This window comes from Micromonospora sp. HUAS YX12 (assembly GCF_040215685.1).
Classification (GTDB): Bacteria; Actinomycetota; Actinomycetes; order Mycobacteriales; family Micromonosporaceae; genus Micromonospora; species Micromonospora tulbaghiae.
Genome location: NZ_CP157974.1, coordinates 1,810,403 through 1,835,140 on the forward strand (window position 1 = coordinate 1,810,403; position 24,738 = coordinate 1,835,140).

The 24,738-nt window shown below is 69.7% G+C and carries 19 protein-coding genes and 2 tRNA genes; 11 read left to right on the forward strand and 10 right to left on the reverse strand.

What is annotated here, in order from left to right; genetic code table 11:
* The first annotated feature begins 79 nt into the window (after window positions 1–79).
* Window positions 80–769 carry a DNA alkylation repair protein gene (locus ABIH81_RS09005; RefSeq protein ID WP_349879866.1) on the forward strand — a complete coding sequence of 230 codons (690 nt, stop codon included), beginning with the start codon at window positions 80–82 and terminating at the stop codon, window positions 767–769.
* 40 nt (window positions 770–809) lie between these two features.
* The gene (locus tag ABIH81_RS09010; RefSeq protein WP_349879867.1) at window positions 810–1,343 is read left to right on the forward strand and encodes a YbhB/YbcL family Raf kinase inhibitor-like protein; all 534 of its coding nucleotides are present in this window, start codon (window positions 810–812) and stop codon (window positions 1,341–1,343) included.
* Window positions 1,344–1,403: 60 nt separating this feature from the next.
* Here the strand turns inward: ABIH81_RS09010 and ABIH81_RS09015 are convergent, their stop codons facing one another.
* Complete coding sequence (locus tag ABIH81_RS09015) at window positions 1,404–2,114, reverse strand: class I SAM-dependent methyltransferase (protein ID WP_349879868.1); 711 nt, start codon at window positions 2,112–2,114, stop codon at window positions 1,404–1,406.
* Between the two features lie 209 nt (window positions 2,115–2,323).
* On the opposite strand from ABIH81_RS09015, the gene ABIH81_RS09020 reads away from it, so the two are divergent.
* Entirely contained in the window at window positions 2,324–4,102 is a 1,779-nt protein-coding gene (locus ABIH81_RS09020; protein ID WP_349879869.1) for a hypothetical protein, read from the forward strand.
* 4 nt (window positions 4,103–4,106) lie between these two features.
* On the opposite strand, the gene ABIH81_RS09025 is transcribed toward ABIH81_RS09020, so the two are convergent.
* The gene (locus ABIH81_RS09025) at window positions 4,107–4,889 is read right to left on the reverse strand and encodes a hypothetical protein (RefSeq protein WP_349881046.1); all 783 of its coding nucleotides are present in this window, start codon (window positions 4,887–4,889) and stop codon (window positions 4,107–4,109) included.
* Between the two features lie 267 nt (window positions 4,890–5,156).
* Between ABIH81_RS09025 and ABIH81_RS09030 the strand changes: the two genes are divergently transcribed.
* Entirely contained in the window at window positions 5,157–6,689 is a 1,533-nt protein-coding gene (locus ABIH81_RS09030; RefSeq protein ID WP_349879870.1) for a peptide deformylase, read from the forward strand.
* Window positions 6,690–6,757: 68 nt separating this feature from the next.
* On the opposite strand, the gene ABIH81_RS09035 is transcribed toward ABIH81_RS09030, so the two are convergent.
* Window positions 6,758–7,879: a globin domain-containing protein gene (locus ABIH81_RS09035; protein ID WP_349879871.1), complete on the reverse strand. Its 1,122-nt coding sequence runs from the start codon at window positions 7,877–7,879 to the stop codon at window positions 6,758–6,760.
* 122 nt (window positions 7,880–8,001) lie between these two features.
* On the opposite strand from ABIH81_RS09035, the gene ABIH81_RS09040 reads away from it, so the two are divergent.
* Window positions 8,002–8,775, forward strand: a complete 774-nt coding sequence (locus tag ABIH81_RS09040) for a CPBP family intramembrane glutamic endopeptidase (protein ID WP_349879872.1) — start codon at window positions 8,002–8,004, stop codon at window positions 8,773–8,775.
* On the opposite strand, the gene ABIH81_RS09045 is transcribed toward ABIH81_RS09040, so the two are convergent.
* On the reverse strand, window positions 8,772–9,434 hold the full coding sequence (locus ABIH81_RS09045; protein WP_349879873.1) for a hypothetical protein: 663 nt from the start codon (window positions 9,432–9,434) through the stop codon (window positions 8,772–8,774). The two genes, ABIH81_RS09040 and ABIH81_RS09045, sit on opposite strands and share 4 nt — an antisense overlap.
* Before the next feature lie 845 nt (window positions 9,435–10,279).
* Here ABIH81_RS09045 and ABIH81_RS09050 point away from each other — a divergent pair.
* The 5 genes from ABIH81_RS09050 (at window position 10,280) to ABIH81_RS09070 (ending at window position 17,052) form a co-directional block, all read left to right on the forward strand.
* Window positions 10,280–10,370, forward strand: a tRNA-Ser gene (locus ABIH81_RS09050).
* A gap of 36 nt (window positions 10,371–10,406) precedes the next feature.
* Window positions 10,407–10,479, forward strand: a tRNA-Arg gene (locus ABIH81_RS09055).
* Window positions 10,480–10,873: 394 nt separating this feature from the next.
* Window positions 10,874–12,391 (forward strand): class I SAM-dependent DNA methyltransferase, encoded by a 1,518-nt coding sequence (locus ABIH81_RS09060; RefSeq protein WP_349879874.1) that lies wholly within the window; start codon window positions 10,874–10,876, stop codon window positions 12,389–12,391.
* Entirely contained in the window at window positions 12,388–13,590 is a 1,203-nt protein-coding gene (locus ABIH81_RS09065) for a restriction endonuclease subunit S (RefSeq protein ID WP_349879875.1), read from the forward strand. The genes ABIH81_RS09060 and ABIH81_RS09065 overlap by 4 nt, the downstream gene beginning before the upstream one ends.
* Before the next feature lie 81 nt (window positions 13,591–13,671).
* A complete protein-coding gene (locus ABIH81_RS09070; protein ID WP_349879876.1) occupies window positions 13,672–17,052 on the forward strand; it encodes a DEAD/DEAH box helicase family protein in 3,381 nt (1,126 codons plus the stop codon).
* A gap of 1,196 nt (window positions 17,053–18,248) precedes the next feature.
* On the opposite strand, the gene ABIH81_RS09075 is transcribed toward ABIH81_RS09070, so the two are convergent.
* Together ABIH81_RS09075 and ABIH81_RS09080 are read right to left on the reverse strand one after the other, a co-directional pair.
* Window positions 18,249–19,016 (reverse strand): hypothetical protein, encoded by a 768-nt coding sequence (locus ABIH81_RS09075; RefSeq protein WP_349879877.1) that lies wholly within the window; start codon window positions 19,014–19,016, stop codon window positions 18,249–18,251.
* The gene (locus ABIH81_RS09080; RefSeq protein ID WP_349881047.1) at window positions 19,013–20,020 is read right to left on the reverse strand and encodes an ion channel; all 1,008 of its coding nucleotides are present in this window, start codon (window positions 20,018–20,020) and stop codon (window positions 19,013–19,015) included. The genes ABIH81_RS09075 and ABIH81_RS09080 overlap by 4 nt, the downstream gene beginning before the upstream one ends.
* A gap of 380 nt (window positions 20,021–20,400) precedes the next feature.
* Between ABIH81_RS09080 and ABIH81_RS09085 the strand changes: the two genes are divergently transcribed.
* Window positions 20,401–21,057 (forward strand): DUF1345 domain-containing protein, encoded by a 657-nt coding sequence (locus ABIH81_RS09085; RefSeq protein WP_349879878.1) that lies wholly within the window; start codon window positions 20,401–20,403, stop codon window positions 21,055–21,057.
* 108 nt (window positions 21,058–21,165) lie between these two features.
* On the opposite strand, the gene ABIH81_RS09090 is transcribed toward ABIH81_RS09085, so the two are convergent.
* The 4 genes from ABIH81_RS09090 to ABIH81_RS09105 form a co-directional block, all read right to left on the reverse strand.
* On the reverse strand, window positions 21,166–22,176 hold the full coding sequence (locus tag ABIH81_RS09090) for a mechanosensitive ion channel domain-containing protein (RefSeq protein WP_349879879.1): 1,011 nt from the start codon (window positions 22,174–22,176) through the stop codon (window positions 21,166–21,168).
* A 147-nt stretch (window positions 22,177–22,323) separates the two neighbouring features.
* The gene (locus ABIH81_RS09095; RefSeq protein WP_349881048.1) at window positions 22,324–22,641 is read right to left on the reverse strand and encodes a hypothetical protein; all 318 of its coding nucleotides are present in this window, start codon (window positions 22,639–22,641) and stop codon (window positions 22,324–22,326) included.
* A gap of 195 nt (window positions 22,642–22,836) precedes the next feature.
* Window positions 22,837–22,998, reverse strand: coding sequence for a hypothetical protein (locus ABIH81_RS09100; RefSeq protein ID WP_349879880.1), 162 nt, complete (start codon window positions 22,996–22,998; stop codon window positions 22,837–22,839).
* Window positions 22,999–23,038: 40 nt separating this feature from the next.
* A complete protein-coding gene (locus ABIH81_RS09105; RefSeq protein ID WP_349879881.1) occupies window positions 23,039–24,646 on the reverse strand; it encodes an alpha/beta hydrolase fold domain-containing protein in 1,608 nt (535 codons plus the stop codon).
* Window positions 24,647–24,738 lie beyond the last annotated feature (92 nt).

A 24,738-nucleotide genomic window follows, 5' to 3' on the forward strand; every position in this document is an offset into this window, starting at 1 on the left:
CGCGTCACAGGTGGTCGCGGGGCGCGGGAACGTCGGGCCCGGTCGTAGGCTGCGCAGTGCACGGACGGCGGGAGGCCGGGTGACAGAGACGATGACGGTGGCCGGGGTGATGGCCGAGCTGGCCGCGCTCGACGACCCGAAGATCCGCGCGGTCAACGAGCGCCACGGCGACGACCACGGGGTCAACCTGGGCAAGCTGCGGGCGATCGCCAAGCGGTTGAAGACCCAGCAGGAGCTGGCCCGCGAGCTGTGGGCGACCGGCGACAGCGCGGCCCGGCTGCTGGCGTTGCTGATCTGCCGGCCGAAGGCGTACGGGCGGGACGAGCTGGACGCCATGCTGCGCGAGGCGCGGACGCCGAAGGTGCACGACTGGCTCGTCAACTACGTGGTGAAGAAGAGCCCGCACGCGGAGTCGTTGCGCCTGGCCTGGTCGGCCGATTCGGATCCGGTGGTGGCGAGCGCCGGCTGGGCGCTGACCACCGAGCGGGTGGCGCGGAATCCGGACGGGCTGGACCTGGCCGGTCTGCTCGGCGTGATCGAGGCGGAGATGGCGGACGCGCCGGAGCGCCTTCAGTGGGCGATGAACCACTGCCTGGCGCAGATCGGGATCGAGCACGCCGCGTACCGGGACCGCGCCATCGGCATCGGGGAGCGGCTCGGGGTGCTCAAGGACTATCCGACGCCGCCGGGCTGCACGTCCCCGTACGCGCCGGTCTGGATCAACGAGATGGTGCGCCGGCAGCACGGCGGGGCGGACAACGGGGTATGAAGGGGCGCAGGACATTCGCGTACCCGGAAGGACCGTTTCGATGACCCTGGAACGACCGATCGCCCCGGACCCGTACGAGCTGCTGCCGACGGTGCCGTCGTTCGACCTGACCAGCGACGACGTGCACAACGGCGAGCCGATGGACGCGCGGTACGCGCACGGCAGCACCGGCGGTGAGAGCGTCTCCCCGCATCTGTCCTGGTCGGGCTTCCCGGCCGAGACCAGGAGCTTCGTGGTCACCTGTTTCGACCCGGACGCCCCGACCGGCAGCGGCTTCTGGCACTGGGTGCTGGTGAACGTGCCGGCCTCCGTCACCGAGCTGCCCACCGGCGTGCGGGAGGCCGACCTCGGCGGCGCGTTCAGCGTCCGCAACGACTACGGCGACACCGGCTACGGGGGCGCGGCGCCGCCGGCCGGGGACCGCCCGCACCGGTACGTGTTCGCGGTGCACGCGGTGGACGTGGACCGCCTCGACATCCCCGCCGAGGCCAGCCCGGCCTTCGTCGGCTTCAACCTGGCGTTCCACACCCTGGCCCGGGCGGTCATCCGCCCGACGTACCAGATCAAGGAGTGACGTGTAAGGAAGGGCCCCTTATTAACAGACGTCTGTTAATAAGGGGCCCTTCCTTACACGTCAGGCCGGTACGCGGGCGACCGCGAAGACGGACTGGCCGAACGGCGGCCGGACGCGCTGCTCGGCGGCCTTGGTGACGGGCAGCACGAGGGTGTCGTAGACCTTGACCATCGGGCCCTCCTTCGGCATCAGCCGGAAGACCTTGGTGGCCATGAAGTAGCCGATCAGGCCGAGCGCGTTGGCGTAGTGGATCCGCTCGACGGTGAGGCCCGCCTCGGTCATCGCCGCGGCGAGCGTCTTCTTCGTGTAGCGGCGGACGTGGCCGGTGGCGATGTCGGCGGGGCTCATGGCGAACTGGAACGCCGGCACGATGATGACCACGGCGCCGCCGGGGCGGACCAGATCCCGCATGCTGCGCAGCGCGCCCACGTGGTCGTCGATGTGCTCCAGCACGTTGTAGGACACGGCCGCGCTGTAGTCGCCGCGCTCGTGGTGCGGCAGCAGCATCTGCCGGACCTCGACGCCCGGGTGGTCGGACAGCCGCTCCTTGAGCTGGATCAGCCGGTCCGGGTCGGCCTCGGTGGCGGTGATCCGGGGTACGTGGGCGGCCCAGGCCGAGGCGTAGTCGCCCAGGCCGCTGCCGATCTCGATCGGGTCGTCACCGAGGTAGGGCACCGCCAGCTCGACGAACCACTGCCGGTGGTTGACAGCCGTCGCCAGGCCTTCGAGCACCTCGGACTGGACGCGCTGATCCCCAGTGATTTCTGCCATGCGTCGATTCCTCACGATATGACTGACCCGCGCCTGGACCGTCAGAGTCAACCATCTGGATGGCTGATGGGGAAATCGGGGGACGGAGGGGGGCCGAATTGTGATCCGGAGGGGTGCACTGTTCAGCGGTCGGCGAACTCGGCACATAGTACGTGATTCCCCGGAACATTGCACGTGCCCGTCATACCCTGACTACGCTCTGAAATGTCATGACTACTCCGGAAAGCGACGCGAGTGCGGCGAAATCGGGGCAGGGTAGGCGGATCGACGCGCTCGCCGTGCTCAGCTTCGTGCTGCTCGCGTTCTGGGTGACCGCCCGGCTCTGGGTCGATCCGCGCAATGGGGTCCGCGACAACCGTACCGATCAGGCGCAGTTCGAATGGATGATGGCGCACGGTGCGCGGGTCGTCACTGATTTCGCCTATCCGTTCACCTCGGACCGGATGAATGTGCCGGGCGTCGTCAATCTGATGGCGAATACGTCCGTATTATCCGTATCCATACCCCTGACCCCGATAACGCTCTGGGTCGGTCCGCGCTGGTCATTCCTGATTTTCCTCACACTCGGGCTCGCCGCGACCGCGGTGTCCTGGTATTTCCTGCTCTCCCGGGTGGTCGTCGGAGCCCGTGGCCCGGCCTGGATCGGCGCGGCCTTCTGCGCGTTCGCGCCCGCGATGATCTCGCACGCCAACTCGCATCCCAACATCGTCAGCCAGTACGTGGTGCCGCTGATCATCTGGCGGACGCTGCGCCTGGCCGAACCCGGCCGGTGGCTGCGCAACGGCGTCCTGCTCGGCCTGGTGATCGTCTGGCAGGCGTTCCTCAACCTGGAGATCCTGCTGATGACCGCCATCGGGCTCGGCGTGGTGGTGCTCGCGCTGGCGCTCGGCCGTCCCGCCCTGCGGTCGGCGGCACGCCCGTTCGCCGCCGGGCTCGGGGTGGCCGCCGTGGTCGCCGGGGCGCTGCTCGCGTACCCGCTCTGGGTCCAGTTCTTCGGCCCCGGCGCGTACAGCGGGCTCTCCACGCTGATCCGGGGCTACTCCACCGACCTCGCCGCGTACGTGGCCTGGTCGCGGGAGTCGATCGCGGGCGACGCCCGGGGCAGCGAACCGCTCGTCAAGAACGCCACCGAGGAGAACGCGTTCTTCGGCTGGCCGCTGGTGATCCTGGTGATCGCGCTGGTCTGGTGGCTGCGCCGCAACGCCGTGGTGCTCGGGCTCGCGGCGGCCGGCCTCGTGTTCGCCCTCTTCTCGCTCGGCCGGGAGATCCGCTACGACGGAGAGGACACCGGCATCCCCGGCCCCTGGGCCGCGCTGGAGAACCTGCCGGTACTGCACTCGGTGGTGCCCACCCGCTGGTCGCTCGCGCTCACCCCGATCATCGGCGTGCTGCTCGCGCTCGGCGCCGACCGGGCCCGGCGGCTCGCCGCACGGCACCCGGACGCGCGCGACCAGATCCGGTTCGCCACGGTCACAGTGCTCGCGATGGCGCTGGTGCCGATCCTGCCCACCCCGCTGCCGGCCAAGCGCCTCGACCCGACCCCGGCGTTCGTCACCTCCGGCGCCTGGCGTCCCTACGTCGCCGACGGGCGGAGCATCGTCACGCTGCCGCTGCCCGACACCACGTACGCGGTCCCGCTGCGCTGGTCCGCCGAGACCCGGCTGGACATGCCGCTGGCCCGCGGCTACTTCCTCTATCCGGACACCCGCCCCGGCGGGGACCGGATGGCCCTCTTCACCGCGCCGCCGCGTCCCACCAGCACGTTCTTCGAGACGGTACGGCGTACCGACGCGGTCCCGCCGATCACCCCGCAGGACCGGGTGGCCGCCGTGGACGACCTGCGCTACTGGCGGGCCGGCGCGGTGATCCTCGACCCCCGGCTGCCGCAGGCCGAGGCGCTGCGCCGGGCGATGACGGAGCTGAGCGGGATCACGCCGAGGCGTACCGGAGGGGTGTGGTTGTGGGACGTCCGGCCGCTGGCCGACTGAGCGGTCAGCCCTGGCGGACGCAGCAGCCCTGGCACACCTTGGGCCGGGGCAGCGTGAACGCCAGGCAGCAGGTGCGCCGCTGTACCGTCGGCTCGCCGGCCGGGCCGGGCACCAGCTCGACCAGATCGCTCAGGTCCAGCGCGTCGAGCAGCGTGCCGACGGCCGCCGTGGACGAGCCGGGCAGCGCGTCCGACGCGCGCAGGATGCCGTGCGCGATGCCCGAGGCCACCGAGCCGAGCAGCGTACGGGTGCCGATCCGGACCTCGCCCTGGATGGCGCCGATCAGCGGCGCGAAGTGGGCGTCGAGCAGGGACGCGCGCAGCGCGCCGAGCAGCGCCGCCTCGTCCGGGACCACCCGCACGCCCGGAGCGCCGGCCAGCGCCAGCGGGTCGCCGGGCAGCACCGCCACCGGGGTCGAGGCGCGCAGCCCCAGCGTGAGCAACTGGTGGTGGTCCTCGAAGTGCACGAGCACGTCGGCCGGATCGAGCAGCGGCACCCGGCGGGCCGACGCCCAGCCGAGCACCGCTGGGAGCGCGGTCCAGTAGCTGTAGGACTTCCACGCCAGCGCGGCGCAGGCGTGCGGGGTACCGCCCCAGCGGCGGCCGGCGGCGGTCAGGAACCCGGACAGCAGCGTGCCGTCGATCAGCCTGGTGGCAGGGGACCAGCGGTCCAGCTCGTCGTGGACCAGCAGGCCGGGTGCGAGCCCGGGGAGGTCGTCGGTGCCGAACATGGCGCGCAGGGTCGCGGTCACCGGGGCGAGCGGGGTGGCGGCGTCGCGCCCCGGCATCACCGCAGTCACCTGGCCGTCCCCTGTCCTGTCGCCCTGCGGCCGGCGCCTGCCGTCGACCCAAGCTAAGGCTAGCCTAACCACCCGCCCGGCGGGAGGGGAAGTGGTGTGACGGAGACGGAGAACGCCGCCGGAGAACCGGCGGCGGACGGCGTAAGGATCGACGTACGCCGCTGAAAAGTCAAGGTGAATGTCGAATACGAGGCAGTTTCCGTACACGTTCGGCCACCCAACGTGAAAATGGTCTTCCCGCGTACGAGGAAGCTGATGACGACCTCACCGATCGAGCGTGCCGCGGACTCGTTCGCGGCGGAACTCGCCCGGCACCGGACCGGCCGAGGGCTGTCCAAGAAGCAGCTGGCGACACTGATGGGCTTCGACCCGTCCTACGTCAGCCACGTCGAGGGGCGCCGGCACCGGCCCACCGAGGACTTCGCCCGCCGGGCCGAGGCCGTCCTGGAGGCCAGCGGCGCGATCTGGCAGCGCTTCCGGGAGTACGACGAGCTGCGGCACGGCCGTACCGGAGCGGCGCACCGCGACCCACCCGTACCCGGGCAGTGGCTGCCACCCGGCACCGGCCTCGTGGTGGAACGGGAGGTGGCCACGCTCACCCACACCGGTGACGGCTACCACTGCGCGATCCGGCGGGAGCTGTACAACGCCGGCACCGAACCGATCACCCGCTACCTGGTCCGGGTCGCCGTCGACCGCTACCCCAACGACCCGGGCCGCTCCAACCGGCACCACCGGGAACACCCGCTCACCTTCGCCGAGCTGCAACTGACCGCGTACCGGGACGACGGCAACGGACGCGAGCCGATGCACTGGCGGGCCAAGCACGACCGGGACGCGTTCAAGGAGATCTGGCTGCTGTTCGAGAACGACGAGGGACGCTTCCCGCTCTACCCCGGCGACCGGGTCACCATCGAGTACGCGTACCGCGTCGGCCGGGACAAGTGGGGGCCCTGGTTCCAGCGGGCCGTACGCCTGCCCACCCGGCACCTGGCGGTGCGGCTCGACCTGCCTGCGGACCTCGACCCCAAGGTGTGGGGCGCGGAGACCTCGCTGTCGGCGGAGGAGGGGCCGCTGCGTACCCCGATCCAGCGTTCGGTGGACGGCGGCCGGGTGGTCTTCGACTGGGGGACCGACGACCCGCCGCTGAACGCCCGCTACCGGATGCAGTGGCGGTTCCGCAGCCCCGAGCCGGACGCCGAACCGGACAACGCGCCCAGCGGCGGCGCCCGGGTGCGGGCCAGCGACCGGATGCGGGCCGTGGGCATCGTGCAGCGCGGCGACGACCTGCTGCGGCAGCGGGCCCGCCAGTTCGACCTGCCGGCCGACGAACAGCACGCCCGGGAGGTGATCGACCGGCTCGCCGCGATGCTGGTCCGGCTGGACGAGCTGCACCCGTTCAGCAAGGGCGTCGGCCTCGCCGCGCCCCAGCTCGGCATCGGCTGGTCCGCGGCGCTCGTGCGCCCGGCCGACCGGGCGGCCGACCCGGTGGTGCTGCTCAACCCCCGGGTGGTGGACGCCGCGACCGAGACCGACGAGCAGTACGAGGGCTGCCTCTCCTTCTTCGACCACCGCGGCCTGGTGCCCCGGCCGCTGCGGATCGACGTGGAACACGCCCTGTGGGACGGCAGCCGGGTGATCACGTCCTACGAGTACGCGATGGCGCGGCTGGTCGCGCACGAGATCGACCACCTGGAGGGGCGGCTCTACGTCGACCGGATGGCACCCGGCGTGCCGCTGGTGCCAGTGGAGGAGTACCGCGAGACCGGCACCCCCTGGCGTTACTGAGAAACGGGGGGCCGGGTCGCGTGCCCCAGGGGGCGGGGGCACGCGACCCGGCTCGGGGGGAGCAAGGTTCAGAGGTTGCCGAACGTGTCGTACCGGATGTGGTCCGGCGGGACGTCGTCGGCGGCGAGCGCCCGCAGGGTGGCCCGGACCATCGCGGCCGAGCCGGAGACGTAGCAGTCGTGCGTGGTCCACGGGCCGTACCGGGTGACCACCTCGGAGACGTCACCCAGTTCGCCGCCGAAGTCCGGATCCTCGCTGCACGCCGGCGTCACCGACAACCACGGGTGGGACGCCACCAGCTCCTCCAGGCCGGGCAGCCCGTACAGCTCGTCCGGGCGGCGCGCACCGTAGAAGACGTGCACCCAGCGGGTCCGGTTGACCCGGGTCAGCTCCTCCACCAGCGCCTTGATCGGGGCCAGGCCGACGCCGCCGGCCACGCAGAGCACGTCCCGGGTGGACTCCGGATCCAACGTCATCGAGCCCATCGGCGCGGCCACCCGCAGCAGGTCACCCGGCTTGGTGCGGCGCACCAGCGCGCCGGACACCCAGCCCGCCGCGCCGGGCGGCGTACGGACGTGGAACTCCAGCACGTTCTCCTCGTTCGGCGCGTTCGCCACCGAGTACGTCCGCCACACCCGCGGGTGGTAGCGCGGCACCTCCACGCTCACGTACTGCCCGGCCCGCCAGGGCAGCGGATCCTGGAGCGCCCGTACGGTCAGCACCGCCGTGTCCGGGCCGTGCCGCTCGTGCGTGAGCACCTCGGCGTGCCAGTACGGCGGGTTCTCGTCCGCCGCCGCGCCGGCCAGCATCCGCTCGCTGATGCCGGCGTACGCCTCCCGCCACGCCTGGTCGTACTCCAGGTTCCAGCCGTCCCCGGCGGTGCTGCGCAGCGCGTCGAGCAGCGCGACGCCCATCGTCGCGTAGTGCTCGGCCGCCACGTGGTACTTGCGGTGGTCCCGGCCCAGCGCCCGCAGGTACTCGTCGAAGCTCTCCGGGTCGCCCACCGTCTGGGTGGCGGTGACGATCGCCTCCAGGATGCGGTCCCCCTGGCCGTTCATCTGCACCGGGAAAAGCTTGCGCAGCTCCGGGTCGAGGAGGAACAACCGGGCGTAGAAGTGACCGCTGAGCCGCTCCCGGTGCTCCTCGACCAGGGTCCAGCTCTCCTTCAGCAGCCGCGCGAAGTTCTCCACAGGGGCACGCTCCTTCTCCGTACGGGCGGATCGGCCCCCATAGAATGTCCACGGAGCGTGTACGCCGGTCGCACAGGCTGTGCGACCGTCCGGCCCGGTCGCCGAAGTGCTTTCATGGTCCGGTGACGGTTGACGAGCTGGCCCGCCCGGTCTCCCGCCGGATGCTGGGCACCGAGACGCTGCTCGTGCTCGGTCTGTCCCTCGGCCAGTCGGCCGTGTACGCGCTCGTCTCACTGATCGCCAAGCTGACCGCGACCGGTGGACTGTCCAAGCAGACCGCCGCCCTGAACACCTCCGCGTCGGCCCGGCCGTACCTCGACCTCACGTACCAGCTGCTCGGCATCGTCTTCGCGCTGCTGCCGGTGCTGCTCGCCGTACACCTGCTGGCGCGTGACCCCGGCGACCCGGCGCGGACGCTCGGCGTCGACTTCCGCCGGCCCGCCTCCGACCTGGCCCGCGGCGCGGGCCTGACCGCGCTCATCGGCCTGCCCGGGCTGGCGCTGTTCTGGGCGGCGGCGCAGCTCGGCATCAACGCCACGCTGGTCCCGGCCGCGCTGCCGGACCTCTGGTGGACGGTGCCGGTGCTGATCCTCGCCGCCGTGCAGAACGCCGTGCTGGAGGAGGTGATCGTGGTCGGCTACCTGATCACCCGGCTGCGGCAGCTCAACTGGCGGATCGGCGCGGTGCTCGCCACGAGCGCGCTGCTGCGCGGCTCGTACCACCTCTACCAGGGCTTCGGCGCGTTCGTCGGCAACGCCGTGATGGGCGTGATCTTCGGGCTGTTCTACCTGCGTACCCGCCGGGTCGCCCCGCTGATCGTCGCGCACACGCTGCTCGACATCGTCGCGTTCGTCGGCTACGCGATGCTGCCGAAGTCCTGGTTCGACTGGCTCTAGCCGACGTCACCTCGCCCTCCTGGCGTCGACCGGGCGCGGGTGGGCCGGTACCGGGCGACCGCCCGCGCGGCCACCCGCTCGGCCGTCGCCGTACCGCCGGTCGCGGCCGCCAGCGCCGCCGCCCCCGGCAGCAACCGGGCGGCCAGCCGCAGCCCGAGCCAGCCGCCCGCCTGCGCGGCGACCGGCGTGGCCAGCCGCCAGGCCGCCTCCGCCACCCGCCCCCACGGACCCTCCGCCGGAGCGCCGGCCGCCCGAGCCGCCGCCAGCGCCGCCCGCGCGGTGCCGTCGTCCGGATGCACCAACGTGAGTACCAGCAGCTCGGCCGCCCGGTCCGGATGCGCCGGATCCCGCCCGTACGCCGCCGCCAGATGCAGCACCAGGTTCGCCTGTGTCCACAGCACTGTCGCCAGCTCCGCGACCGGCGCGAACAGCCCAGCGCCCGCCGCCAGCGCCCCACCCGTACCGGCCATCCGCACGAACCGCCGGGTCGCCAGCCGGGCCACCCCGTCGGCGTCCGCCTCCGGGTAGGCCCGCCGGACCTGCTCCACCCACGCCGAGGCGCGCGGCCCGAGCGCGTCGACCGCCGCCAGGGCCAGCAGCTCCGGCGCGAACCCGGGGTGGTCGCGCAGCCGCGGCCCCACCGCCCGCCGGCCCTCCACCGGCGTACGCGCGAAGCCGGGTTGTCCGGGCGCCCGCTGGACGACGGCCGGTTCTGCCTGGGGCGCCTGGCCGGCGGCGGCGGGCTCGGATTCGGAAGCGGCAAGCTCCGGGGCGGCAGGCTCGGTCGCCGGCCCGGTGGTGGTCCCGGAGGCCCGAGCGGCGGCCGGTCCTGCACGCTTCCGAGCAGTCTTCCTGGCCGCCGGAGCGGCCTTCTTCGCGACCGGGGCGGTCTTCTTCGCCGCCGCCCCGCCTCCCGTCCGGCGTGTCGCCGCTGCGGGGTCGCGTTCCCCGGCTTCCGGAGCTGGCTTCCCTGGTACCGGCGGCGGCTCAGCCGTCCCCGGGTCACCCGATCGGGTGCCGGGCGCGGCAGGGCCAGCGGGGTTCTGCTCTGCGGCAGGCGTAGCCGGATCGGTTGCGGCAGAGGTCGGGGTGTCTTGCTCTGCGGGCGGCGTACCGGGATCGGTTGCTGAGGAATCGGCGGCCGGACGCGGGCGCGGGGCCGGCGCTGCGGCGTCGGCCGGTGCCGGCGGCTGGAAGACGACTGTGGGCGCCGTCCGGCGCGGACGCCGGGGCGGCGGTGTGTCGCTCGTCGCGTCCACCGCGGCGGGATCCGGTGCCGGTGGGTTGAACGTCGGTCGTGGGGAGCGGCTCCGACGGGCCTTGGCTGCGGGCTCGCGACGGGGCGGATCGCTCGGCGGCTGCTCCTGCATATCGGTGGAGCGTAGCCGTGGACGTGATCTGGCACACGACGGAAACGCGGTCACGGGGGCCGGTCCCGGTATCCGCTTTGCCCCGGGCGGGTGCGGGCCTGTATCCTCGGGCGCGGTGACCTCGTGGTCACCAGGGAGACTTCGCCTAGTCTGGTCTATGGCGCCGCACTGCTAATGCGGTTGGGGTCTTAAAGCCCCTCCCGGGTTCGAATCCCGGAGTCTCCGCGCAAAAGCCGGTTGTGTAGACTGGCCGAGCACCAGGCGCCCGTAGCTCAATGGATAGAGCATCTGACTACGGATCAGAAGGTTAGGGGTTCGAGTCCCTTCGGGCGCACAAGGTTGACCAGGGAAAATGCCTCTCCGTTCATCGACGGAGGGGCATTTTCGCGTGCCCCCCGGGGGGCACGCGAGCCGCCGACGCTCCTTGCTCGTAACAGAGAGTGGCCGAAGGCACCTCCGGCGACGGTTGACAGTGATCCGGTCGTCCAGGGTCCGCCGCCCGATCCCACTGCGACAGATGGCCCATCCCGGACCGTTTACCGCCGGATGGCCAACTCACTCCACCTGTAGCGGCTCAACCCGCGCGACGTCTCCCAGCCGGAGTTGCTGTTCCTCGGCGCCGCTGCTCGGCATGAGGGTCTTCGCCCCAATGCCCGATCCCGCACGGCGGGGATGCGGGACTAACCTAGGTCGACTTGGCAGTACGACGGGGTGGGGACCGAAGCTACGTGATCACCGGTGAATTGAAGGGCAAGATCGACCGCGTTTGGGATGCCTTCTGGTCGGGTGGCATCTCGAACCCGTTGGAGGTGATCGAGCAGATCACCTACCTGCTCTTCATCAAGCGCTTGGACGAGACGGAGATACGCGAGAGGAAGAAGGCGGAGCGCTTCCCGAACGCCCCGGTCACACTGAGGTTCCAGCCGAACCAGCAAGAGCTCCGCTGGTCCGAGTTCAAGCACCGTGATCCGGAGACGATGTTCAAGATCGTCGCGGATCAGGTGTTCCCGTTCCTGCGGACGCTCGGCGGTGACGGGTCGACGTACTCGCACCACATGAAGGGCGCCCGGTTCACCATCCCCAACCCGGCTCTGCTCGCCCGCGTGGTCGACATGCTCGACCACATCCCGATGGAGGATCGCGACACCAAGGGCGACCTCTACGAGTACATGCTCAGCAAGATCGCCACGGCCGGCCACAACGGACAGTTCCGCACGTCACGGCACGTCATCCAGCTGATGGTCGAAATGACAGCACCGACACCGACCGACGAGATCTGCGATCCAGCCTGCGGCACGGCGGGCTTCCTCGTCGAGGCTGGAGAGTATGTCCGCCGAACGTATCCGAACGCGCTGTTCGACGCGGTGCAGCGGAAGCACTTCCACGAGAGCATGTTCCACGGCTTCGACTTCGACAGCACGATGCTGCGAATCGGCAGCATGAACATGCTGCTGCACGGCGTCGAAAGCCCCGACATCCGCTACCGCGACTCCCTGGCCGAGAACGTCAGCAACGAGTCGGAGAAGTACTCGCTGATCCTGGCCAACCCGCCCTTCGCCGGCAGCCTCGACTACGAGAGCACCTCCAAGGACCTCCAGCGGGTCGTCAAGACGAAGAAGACCGAGCTGCTCTTCCTCGCACTCTTCCTCCGGCTGCTCAAGCCGGGCGGCCGAGCGGCGGTCATCGTGCCGGACGGGGTGCTCTCCGGACCGAGCAAGGCGCACAAGGAACTGCGCCGGCTTCTGGTCGAGGACCAGAAGCTCGAGGGGGTGGTGAAGCTGCCGAGCGGCACCTTTAGGCCCTACTCGGGTGTCTCAACCGCGATCCTGCTCTTCACCAAGACCAACAGCGGCGGCACCGACAACGTGTGGTTCTACGAGGTGACTGCAGACGGCTGGAGCCTCGACGACAAGCGGATTCCGCTGCTACCGGCAGAGAAGCTCGGGCCGGTGCCGGACGTGCCGCTGGCCGAGGCGGAGCACGCGAAGAACAACCTTCCGGATGCCTTAGCGCGGTGGCTGCGGCGGGATGGTGACGAGTTGCAGCGGGCACGGACGGAACAAAGCTTCTGCGTGCCTAAGGCCGACATTGTCGAGAAGGGCTACGACCTCAGCCTCAACCAGTACAAGGAGATCGTGCACGAGGAGGTCGAGCATCGGGCGCCACTGGGCATCCTGATGGACCTGGAACGTCTGGAGTCCGATATCCAGCGGGGCATGTCCGACCTGAAGGCGATGCTCGGATGAGGACACCGAAATTTTCGAAGCTCGCCGACGTTGCCGCTGTCAACCCAAAGCTCGTCACCCGTCCCGCAGCCGACGAACTGATCTCGTTCGTTCCCATGTCTGCGGTCGACGCCGAGACAGGATCCACGGAGAGTGGCGAGGACCGGCTGTTCGGTGAGGTGAGTAGGGGCTACACAGTCTTCGCCGATGAGGACGTCCTCGTTGCCAAGATCACACCCTGCTTCGAGAACGGAAAGATTGCCCAGGCCTGCCTCAGCCGACCGACCGGCGTTGGTTCAACCGAGTTCCACGTGATCAGGCCCAACCGTTCGCAGCTTGACGCGCGTTACCTCCTCCATTTCCTGAGAAGGCCGGCGATCCGCATAGCCGGCGAGCGGCGGATGACCGGCAGTGCCGGCCAGCGGCGGGTGCCGGTAGCTTTTCTGGCCAGTCTTTCAATCCCGACGCCTCCCCTACAGGAGCAGCGAAGGATTGCGGAGATGCTGGACCGGGCGGACGAGCTGCGTGCTAAGCGCCGTGAAGCCCTCGCTCACCTCGACGACCTCACCCAGTCCATCTTCCTCGACATGTTCGCTACCGAGGCCTCGGACGAGTGGCCGGCGGTGACGGTTGCTGATGTCGCTCAGCAGCGGAAGGGCTCGATACGGACGGGCCCGTTCGGCAGCCAATTGCTGCACAGCGAATTCGTTGACGACGGGGTCGCCGTTCTTGGGATCGACAACGCAGTCAGCAATGAGTTCCGCTGGGACGAACGAAGGTTCATCAGCGAGGAGAAGTACCAGCAGCTTGAGCGGTACACCGTGCATCCTGGCGATGTCCTGATCACCATCATGGGGACTTGCGGCCGTTGCGCTGTTGTACCGGAAGACATCCCACGGGCCATCAATACAAAGCATCTGTGCTGCATCACTCTGGACTTCACCCGCTGCCTGCCAGAGTTTCTCCATCGATACTTCCTGACGCACCCGGCCGCTCGACGCTATCTCCGGCAGACAGCGAAGGGAGCGATCATGGCGGGGCTGAACATGGAGATCATCAAGGCCATGCCCCTCGTGCTGCCGCCACTCGCCCTGCAGCAAGCGTTCGTTAAGCGCCTTCGAGGCGTGGAACGCGTGAAGGCGGCGCATCGCGCAAGTCTGGCGGAGCTGGAAGCGCTGTTTGCGTCGTTGCAGGATCGGGCCTTCCGAGGGTTGCTCTGACGTGAGAAGATTGAGGGCTGTCGACTGTGGGGAGTTGACGCTCGGATGAGCAACTTCGCGTTCCTGCGGACTGAGTGGCCCGTGCTTTTCGACGAGGCCCTGCGGGCGGAGCGGCTGGCCGTCGCCGACCCGCGGGCTTCGTGCTTCTACGCCCGGCGCACGCTCGAACTCGCCCTCATCTGGCTCTTCGAGGCCGATGCGACGCTTACCAAGCCGTACAAGGACGACCTGTCGGCGATGATCCACGAGCCGTCTCTGCGTAACCTGGTGGGCAACAGCCTCCAGGCGAAGATGAACATCATCCGCAAGCAGGGCAACACGGCCGTTCACAAGAGCACGCCGGTGACGCCGAAGGAGGCCGTGCCGGTCGTCCGCGAACTGTTCCACGTCATGTACTGGATCGCCCGGCACTACACCCGCGACCAAGCGAAGGTCCCGGCGAGCGCGCTCGCCTTCAACCCGGACCTGATCCCCCGACCGATCCCGTCGCAGGTCCGGCAGCAGACCCAGGCCGAGCTGAAGGCACTCGCTGACAAGCTCGCAGTCCAGGACGCGGCGCTGGCTGCCGAACGCGAGAAGTCCGCCACCCTCGACGCCGAGTTGGCGAAGCTGCGCGCCGAGATCGCCGCCGCAAAGGCCGCCAACGAGGGCCGCCCCGACGACCACGACTACGACGAGGCGCAGACCCGCGACCTCTACATCGACCTCATGCTGCGGGAGGCCGGCTGGCGGCTCGACCGCCCGGAGGACCGCGAGTTCGAGGTCACCGGCATGCCCAACGCCACGGGCACCGGGTACGTCGACTACGTCCTGTGGGGTGACGACGGCAAGCCGCTCGCGGTGGTCGAGGCCAAGCGCACCCGCCGGGACGCCACCGTCGGCCAGCAGCAGGCCAAGCTGTACGCCGACTGCCTGGAGCAGCGGTACGGCCAGCGCCCGGTCGTCTTCTACACCAACGGCTACGAGACCTGGCTCTGGGACGACACCGCCTATCCTCCTCGCCCGGTGCTGGGCTTCTACACCAAGGAAGAGCTCCAGCTCCTGATCCAGCGCCGCAACGGCCGCAAGCTGCTCGCGGACGTGCCCATCAAGCAGGAGATCGTCGAGCGGTACTACCAGCACCGGGCGATCCGGGCCGTCGGCGAGGCGTTCGAGGCGCAGCGGCAGCGCCAGGCACTGGTCGTGATGGCGACCGGCGCCGGGAAGACCCGCACCGTGATTGCCTTGGTCGACCTGCTGATGCGGGCCAACTGGGTCAAGCGGGTGCTCTTCCTCGCCGACCGCAACGCCCTTGTCAAGCAGGCAACAAACGCTTTCAAGGCACACCTACCCGCGGTCGCCACGGTCAACCTAGTCGAGGAGAAGAACACCGAGGGCCGGGTCTACGTCTCGACATACCCGACCATGATGGGCTTGATCAACGAGACCGCCAGCGGCGAGCGGCGCTTCGGCCCCGGCCACTTCGACCTGGTCATCATCGACGAGGCGCACCGCTCGGTCTACCAGAAGTACCGGGCGATCTTCTCCTGGTTCGACAGCCTCCTCGTCGGGCTCACCGCCACGCCACGCAACGAGATCGACCGCAACACCTACAGCCTGTTCAACCTCGAAGACGGCGTACCCACCGACCACTACGACCTCGACGACGCGGTCAACGAGGGCTACCTCGTGCCGCCGCGGGCGGTTTCCGTACCGCTGAAGTTCCAGCGCGACGGCATCCGCTACGACGACCTCACCGAGGAGGAGAAGGACGCCTGGGACGCCCTCGATTGGGGTGACGACGGACCGCCGGACAGCGTCGACCCCGACGCGGTGAACAAGTGGCTGTTCAACGCCGACACCGTGGACAAGGTGCTGGAGACGTTGATGACCCACGGCCACCACGTCGCGGGCGGCGACCGGATCGGCAAGACCATCATCTTCGCCAAGAACAACGCCCACGCCGACTTCGTCCAGAAGCGATTCGACCTCGCGTACCCGATGCACCGCGGCCATCTCGCCCGGGTCATCACCCACAAGACCGAGTACGCCCAGAGCCTCATCGACGACTTCTCGCAGAAGGAGAAGGACCCGCACATCGCGATCTCGGTGGACATGCTCGACACCGGCATCGACGTACCCGAGGTCGTCAACCTGGTCTTCTTCAAGATCGTACGGTCGAAGTCGAAGTTCTGGCAGATGATCGGCCGCGGCACCCGGCTCTGCAAGGACCTCTACGGCCCCGGCCAGGACAAGCAGGACTTCTTCATCTTCGACTTCTGCCAGAACTTCGAGTTCTTCAACCACAACCCGAAGGCGGTAGAGGGCGCGCTGGGCGAGTCGCTGACCGAGCGGCTGTTCAAGGCCCAGCTCGAACTGATCTACCGCCTCGACCAGCGCCTCCCCTCCGACGTCGGCGCGGAGGACGAGGCCGACGGGACGGAGAGCGAGGCGGCGCTGCGCTGGGACCTCGCCCGCAACCTCCACCGCCGCGTGGAGAACATCCACCTCGACAACTTCGTCGTCCGCCCGAAGCGGCGCCTGGTGGAGTACTACGTCGACTTCGAGCACTGGCACCGGCTCAGCCCCGAGGCCGTGGACGAGATCGGCGGCAACCTCGCTGGCCTGCCGACCGCCGTGAAGGACGAGGACGAGGCGGCCAAGCGGTTCGACCTGATGGTGCTGCGCCTGCAGCTCGGCCAGCTCGACGTGGAACCCGCCTACGAGCGGCTGCGCCGGCAGGTGCAGGACATCGCCTCGACGCTGCTGGAGCAGACCAGCATTCCGGCGGTCCGCGAGCAGCAGCAGCTCCTGGACGAGGTGGCCGGCGACGAGTGGTGGCAGGACGTCACCCTGCCGATGCTGGAGCTGATGCGCCGCCGCCTCCGCGGGCTGGTCAAGTTGATCGAAAGGTCCAAGCGGGCCATCGTATACACCGACTTCACCGACGAGCTCGGTCAGCCCACCGTCATCACGCTGAACGACATCAAGATCGGCACGGACTTCGAGCGGTTCCGCGCTAAGGCCCGGGTGTACCTGCGCGCCCACGAGGACCACCTGGCATTGCAGAAGCTGCGCCGCAACAAACAGCTCTCGCCCACAGACCTCGACGAGCTGGAACGGATGCTCGCGGCCAGCGGCGGCGGCACCGAGAACATCGACGAAGCCCGCCGCTCGGCACACGGGCTCGGCCTGTTCATCCGGTCGCTGGTGGGCCTCGATCGGGAGGCGGCCGCCGAGGCGTTCGGCGAGTTCCTCGCCGGTCGCACCCTGACCGCGAACCAGATCAACTTCGTCAACCTGATCATCACCCACCTCACGCAGAACGGCGTGATGGAGCCCGCGCGGCTCTACGAATCCCCGTTCAGCGACATCGCCCCGCACGGCCCAGACTCGATCTTCCCGTCCGCCGACGTCGACCGCCTGATCACGATCCTCAACTCCGTCCGGGACACCGCCGCTCCCGCAGCCGAGGTGGCTTAGCCAATCGAAGAGATGCCGCTGCTCACCTTGCCGATTGAGCTCTCGGACCAACCACGTGGCCCGCAAGCGGCCGGTGCCGCCCCGATCCCGGTCCTGCTGGCTGCCTTTCGCCAACATCGGCCGGGTTGCCAGGCCACGCTGACGGCCGGCGGGGGTTTTGTCCTTCTCAGCGGTAGGCAGCCGCACAAGAATGAGACGTGAGTGGGCCGGAAGATGGTTCGGAGGTGGCCATGAGCATGAGTCGTGAAAAGGCGCTTCGTGAAGAGGCGCTGCGGTTGGCGGACGAGCCCGTGACCGCTTGGACCAACGTCGAGGTGGTGTACGAGGCCCGCCCGGCGGTGTCTGTGTTCCCGGTGCGGCTCGGCCCCGCCGATGGTATGTGGGTGGCCAAGGAGGCCGACCGCCGCGGCGTCAACCCGTCGGAGATGATCGAGTCCCTGGTGAGTCAGGCGCGCCGAGCGGCAGAAAGCTCGCCAACGGATCGAGGTGTGGGCGAAGGACCTGGACCGCAGGAACCGTGCCCCCCGGGGGGCACCGTGGGGGACGGAACTGTGGTCTAGCGTCACGTTCCGTCGACACTGCTACATACCGGATCCGGACAAACTTACATAACTGCAGGTCACGGGTGCCCTCTCCTCCCGACTACGGATCAGAAGGTTAGGGGTTCGAGTCCCTTCGGGCGCACAGCAGGCGAGGGGTCGTTTCGGGAGACCGAGACGGCCCCTTTTCCGTGCGGTACGGCAGCAAAGTACAGCAGCGATCATGCCGATTCGGTGCCGTTCGTCCGGTCGCCGAATCGCGTCGCATCCTTCGCCGAGCCGTCCCGCTCGAAAGCATGGGCGCCCGGGTGCCGGGTACCCACCGGGCATGGGTAGCCAAAAGCACAACAAGCATGACAGCGGCGGCGAGTCGGCGCGGGGCCGCCGGCACCCGGGCAGCGGAGCGCGGGGCCGGCAGGGGGCCACCGTGGAGCACTCGCCGGGCCAGCGGCACGCGCGCACCGCAACCGGATCGGCCGGCACCGAGCGCGACCATGGCCGGTCGAAGGCGGCCCGGGAGGGGCGGGTCAACCGCCAAGGTACGGCCTGACCCGCGGTCACCCCTCTTCCGCGCGGCTGCCGGCATGGCGGGCTCGACACCTCGCTGGTGGGTCGAGGCCGCTGAGCGGGGCGTACGGGCGGTGCGAGTCGCCGCCCTCAGGCGGCGCCCGTACCGGTGAGGGTCGCGATCGCGAGAAGGCCGGAGTAGGCGGCCAGGCCGGCGGTGAACCAGGTGAGGCTGGAGTGACGCTCAGGTGTCAGTTCGTCGACGAAGACGTTGAGCAGGATCCCGCCGCCCAGGAACGCGGTGAGCAGGTTCATCAGCACGCCGGTGGGCTGGGCGACGACAGCGGTCAGCCAGCCGGTGCCGGCACCGGCGACGAGGACGAGGCGCCACCGGGTGGTGAGGCTGACCGGAAAGTGCTCGGCCAGCACGCCGTCGGTGGCCAGCACGTGCAGCCCCATGGCGACGGCGAACAGCACCGCCGGCCCGAGCCCGGCGTGCAGCTTGGTCGCCAGGGTATACGTGATCAACCCGCTGTAGAGGGCGAAGAAGCCGAGCTGGAACGCGAAGACCACCCGGGTGGGCTCCTGCTCGTGACCGTCTGAGCGATGGGTGGCGCGTTCCAGTACGTAGAACGTGAAGAAGCCGACCAGCGCCACGAAGAACAGGATGAATCCGCGCGCCGGGGTGGCGTCGACCTTCTCCTCCAGCACGTGGGCCACGGCCTGGTTGCCCTCGGCGAGGCGCGGCAGCAGGTACAGGAAGACGTACGCTGCGGCGATGCCGCCACCGAGCGAGGCCGCCGCGTGGGTGGGCACCGGCAGCCTCCGGCGGATGTACGGTGCGAGCAGGTGAAGTGCCCCCAGAACGAACGCCATCACCAGCGTCGCCCACAGGGTGCCGGCCCGGGTGAGTGTCACCGGAGCGCGCGAGGGTCGATGTGGTCGGCGGCAGGTAGGAGCTGCGCGGGCGGGTACAGATGGTGCTCGGCCAGATTGTCCAGGAAGGTCTGGCAGCATCCGACGAACCGGGCGAACTCGTCGAGATCCGTCTCGTCCTCGCCGGGGCGGTTGACGCCCCAGTTGCCGGCTGCGGCAGTCAGGCTCTGCCAGCCGCGACGAGCGTCGTCGGCGTCCAGCGGACGGCGCAGGCACCGGGGGTCGCGCATCAGGAACCCGATGGCGTATCGGTCGATGGCGTGCTGAAGACGAAGCTGCAGTTCGCGCCCCTGCACACGGGCGTACGGGGCGGCGTCCGTGGAGATGCCCCACCGTGCCTGCAGGCATACCATCGCGGTGCCACGGATGAACGTGTGGAGTGTGGCCGACGGGTCGCTCGCCCGGAAGTAGTAGAGGAACGGGAAGCGCTGCGTGTCCTCGTCCACCGAGATCAGCCTCTCCTGCAGGCTCTGCAGGTAGGAGCCTCCTCCCAGGACCACCAGCTCCGCTGCCCGTACCGGGTCGTCGGCCTGGGTCTGCACCATCCGCGCCGCGCTACTGAGCTGTGAGGTGAGCGGGTAGATCGACAGAACGTACGTGATGGCCGCGGTGATCAGGCCGAAGCCCGCTGCGGCCTCGATGACCGTGATCAGACGCAGTGTGGCCGTTCCACCGACGACGTCGCCGAAGCCCACCGTCGTCAAGGACATGCCGCTCATGTACAAGGCGTCGAGAAAGTTCAGCGATCCGTAGGAGACCGAGGGCGAGTAGGAGAGCCCGGCCAGGTTCGGCAGGAACAACAGCGCGAAACCTGCCCACATGAGCGCCGTCCACACCGCCACGACCGCCAGGACGGCGAGCATCCACGCGCTCGACAGGATCCGTGGACGTCCGGCACAGCGAGCCAACAAGCGGGTGGCCCACCACACCGCGGCTCCGGTCACGAGGGTGACCGGCCCGCGGCGGGTGGGATGCAGCACGGTCATCACCGCGTCCACGATCCCGAGGGCTATGAGTAGAACGCCGGCGGCGACAGCCCACACCCGTGACTCCCAACCCGCACCGGAACCTGCGGCCCGCCGATGCGACGTCTCCCGGCTCTTCCGCCTCTGGCCCTGCGCTGCCTTCGATCCGGGCCTGCTCGTTCGCCACCACATTCTCCGCGAAACCGGACTGGTCCGATGGCCATTCGGGGATTCGACGCAGGCTCCACTGCCCTCGCGCAGGCTGTTGCCGGCCGGCGGGACCAGCCGCGAGGCGGCTTCGAGCGTGGAACGCCGTCGACTCGCCACCCTCGGCGCAGCCCGATCCGGTGATCGCTCGGGGTTTCCCCTGCACCACGAGGTCGAGCCGGAACGCTGAACGGGTGAAGCAGCGATCGGGGGATCCGGCGTGGGGACGCGTGCTGTCGGTCAGGCGTGCTCTGTGGTCGCTGGCCGCCGGTGTCCTCGCCGGGGCGGCCACCGCGCTGGTCGGGGCGCCGGAGTTGACGCCGCTGGTGATCTGGACGATCGCGGCGGGCACGATCGTCGTCTGGGTGTGGCGGGCCTGCTGGTCGGCGAGCCCGGAGCGGACCGAGCAGCTTGCCGAGGCGGAGCGGCACACCCGTTCCACCGACTCGGCAATCCTGATCGCGTCGGTCGTCAGCCTCGCCGCCGTGGCCGAGGGGCTCGTCCGGGCCTCGAACCAGCAGGACATGGTGGCTGTCATGCTGGTGATCCTCAGTGTCGTCGCGGTGGTCCTGGCGTGGGCGCTGGTGAACACGGTCTTCGCGTTCAAGTACGCCCGGCTGTACTACCGCGACGACGGCGGCATCGACTTCAAGCGGGACGATCCACCGGCGTACGCGGACTTCGCGTACGTCGCCTTCACGGTCGGCATGTCCTACGCGCCGGGCGAGAACGAACCGACCAGCAGTCGCATGCGCCGGATCGCGCTCGGGCACGCGCTGCTCTCGTACACCTTCGGAACCGGGATCCTGGCCGTCGCCGTGAACCTGGTCACCAACCTGGGCCAGTCGTGACCCGTTCGGCATGACGTGCGCCCGCCGTTCCGCTGGTCGCACCCGGGAGGGGTCGATGGTGCCGCAGGCGGATCGCCACCCCGACCGGGCTGTGGGTTTGCGGGGAGGTCAGGGTTTGTACTCGCTGCGGGTGCGGGGGAGCCACTGCGGGTGGTTGTCGCGGATGTAGCCGATCAGGCCCTCGCGGAGGTCACAGCGGAGGTCCCAGGCGCTGGCCCCGTCGGCGGCTGTGGCCTGCACCTCGATCACGACGCTCGATGCGGTGGCGTCGATCATCTGCAGTACCCACCGGCTCCGGTCCCACAGCGGTGAGGACTCGACGAGCCGTTGCGTCTCCGTGCGCAGGTCCTTGAGGTCGGCGGTGTGGTCCACGTGGATCTGGACCTTGCCGACCACCTGCGTCTCGTGCCGGGTCCAGTTCTGGAACGGGCGCTCGGTGAAGTACATCGTCGGCAGGATGAGCATCCGGTCGTCCCACAGCCGGATGACCACGTTGGTCAGCTTGACCTCTTCGACCCGGCCCCACTCGCCCTCGATGACCACCACGTCGCCGACGTGCAGACCGTCCGAGAAGGCGACCTGAATACCGGCGAACGCGTTGCCCAGCGCGGTCCGGGCGGACAGGCCGATGAGCGCGCCGACGACGCCGGCCGAGCCCAGGACGGAGATCCCGAACGCGCGGATGGGCGGGAAGGTGGTCATGATCAGGCCGATGGCCACGATCGTGATCACTACCGCGGTGAAGCGTCGGACGGGGCGGATCTGGGTTCGGGCCCGCCGGATCCGGCGGTCCGCGACCGCCCCCGGCGGCAGCCGGCTGAAGGTGACGCCCTCGCCGACGTGCAACGCCTTGATCACCAGCCAGGCAACGCCGCCGATGAGCGACAGCCCCAAGGCGTGTCGGAAATCGCCGAGCCATCCGGTCGGCCTCGGCGGCAGGGCGAGGTACAGCCCGCCGAGGAGCAGCACGGCGCCCGCCGGACGGCGGCAGGCCTTCCGCAGTGGTCCCAGGATCCACCGGTAGCGGCCGTGGTCGACGCGACGGACGAGCATGCGTGTGCCGATGTCCAGCAGCACGGCCACCGCCAGCGTGGCCAGCATGATCAGCGCGGCGCGCATCAGGCCGCGACCGTCGTGGTCTCGACCGTCATCGCGCTGCACTCCTCGCCCATGTCATGACGTACAGAGGACGGGTTACGCCTGAGCCTATGCACACCGGGAGGAAAGGGAATATTTCCTGCCAAGAACACCCCTTCCGGGTGGCATTCATAGCCGCCGGCGCCTCGGTGAGGGGCAGCCGACGTGTAGGGATCTGATCGGCTGGGTGACACCGGCGGCCACGAGCACGAGCACTGCGGTGGGCGCCGAGCGGGTGGCCGCCGCCCGGGTGGGCACGGTCGCCGTCGTCGCCCACCGCCGGAAGACCCTCGGCGGCCGGCCTCGACGAGCTGCGCGCGGAGCTGGCCGGCGCGGGCATCGAGGATCCCATCTGGTACGAGGTGCCGAAAGCCGCAAGGCGTCGGCGCAGCGTTGCACCATGCCGTCGCCGCCACAGACGAAGATCAGCTCGGCCCCCTTCTTCAGCGCCTTGCGGACCTCCTTTCGGGCCCGGGCGGCGCATCATCGTCGCGCCGGGAACGGGGGCTGTTCGGTTGTAAGGCCCTCTTCTCCGGTGTCCGGACTGGACGGTGCGACGGAACGGGTGGTCTGGTTGCCGGTCAGCCCTTCGCCGCGCACCCTTGGCGACGACCTCGCGCCCTGGCTGCACCGGGCTGGTGGTCATGCTTGTCGGGCCAGGCAACGGAGGTACCCATCGCGCAGCCCGTATGAGACCAGCGTGAGGAGTTTGCGGGCGGCAGCGATCTTGCCGATGTTCGCGCCGCGGTGTTCGCCCACGCGCAGGCGGGTGCGCCCGATCGGGCCGCTGTGCAGGGTCTGCACGGCTTCGACGGCGAGATGGTTGCCCTCATGCCAGCCAGCGTCACCCGATGACCTTGGGCTTTCGCATTGGCGCACCGTCCAACGGATGTGCGGCCGGGGCCTCGCCGAACGCCTGGCGCAGGTGCAGGGCGACCTCCTCTTGGGCGTGCGCGGCCTTGTCCAGCACCGTGGCAAGGCCGAAGAAGTCGTGCATCACTCCCGCGTAACGGACCGACGTGGCCCGCACGCCGGCGGCCTCCAAGCGGGCGCACCACTCGTCGCCCTGGCTCTGCAGCACGTCGCGGTCGGTGGTGACGATCAGTGTCGGCGGCAGACCGGCGAGGGCCTGCGCGGAGAGCGGCAGCAGATCGACCCTGGGGTCTTTCAGGCTGTCGGTCACGCCACGGAAGGCGTGCATCATCATCCAGGACAGCAGTGGACGATTCAGCGGCCGGGCGTCTGCGGCGTCCCGCATGGACGCGCCGTACTGGGCGGTGGTGGTCAGCGGGCAGACGAGCACCTGCGCCACGGGCAGTGGCTCACCTGCCTGCTTGAGCTGACCGCAGGTCGCGGCCGCCATGTTCGCCCCGACGTCCTCGCCGCCGATGGCGATGCGGGACGGGTCGCCGCCGAGCCCGGTGGCGTTGGTCCGGAGCCACCGGTAGGTGGCCAGCACGTCCTCGTGGGCGGCCGGGAACACGTGCTCGGGAGCCTTGCGATACTCCGGCGACACCACGATCGCGCCCGTCCGGTTGACCAGGGCGCGGCAGGAGGCGTCATAGTCGTCGTTCGTGAACAGGATCCAACCGCCGCCGTGTACCCACATCACGACGGGCACCGGATCGCGGGTCTGGCCGAGCGGCTTGTAGACGCGTACGACCAGATCACCACCCGGGCCGGGCACGGTGACGTCCGCTGCCGATCCGACCTCCTCGGGGTCCGTCGGCCGCCCGTCCTGCCGCAGGATCTTCATCGCCGCGTCGGCGAGGCTCGGCTGCTGGCGGGCCTGCTCGAGGGTGAGGAGCTCGTACGGGGCCAGGACCAGTCGGGACCAGGTGTCGAGGATCCGCTGCGCCTGGGTGTCGAGCAGCCAGGAGGCGTCGGTCGACAGGACGTTGCTGCGCCCGGATACCCGGTCGCGTACCTTGTCCATGAACCCGGCGGCCATGTCCATGAGCCCGCGACGGCGTCCGGTGGGCGGGACGGTGGGATGTGAGCGGGCCGGGGCCGACCGCTTGGCGGCGAGGTACCGCTCGCCGAGCCGCCCCATCTCCTCCGTGCCCACCGCCCGACGCAGCGCCGGCAGGAACTCCCGTTCCTCCTTCTCGATGTGGTGCCGGACACCGCGGATCAGCTTGTTCAGCGCCCGCTCGAATTCGTGGCTGCCGGGATCCGCATGGTCAAGCAGGACGAGCAGCCTCTTGAGGGCCTGGTGCTCGTCCCGCCCCTCCTCGGCGTCCGCGGCGGCGCCGATCTCTGCCAGCGCCGGATACAACACCTCCTCCTCGGCATGGGCGTGCAGGGCGCGGCCGTAACTCACCTGGTCGACCAGCATGCGCCGGTCACCGCGTCCGGCCTCGATGTGCTCGAAGAGGCGGTTCGTCACCACGTGCTCGTCGGCGATCAGGTGGTCGAGGTCGCCCGGCAAGGTCGCGTACGGCAGCGTCATCGGACACCTCCTCCTCCTCCACACTTACCGCAACCGGCACCGCCTTCGCGGCATAACCTGGCATGTCGCCAAGAACCCGAACGGGCGGGTCG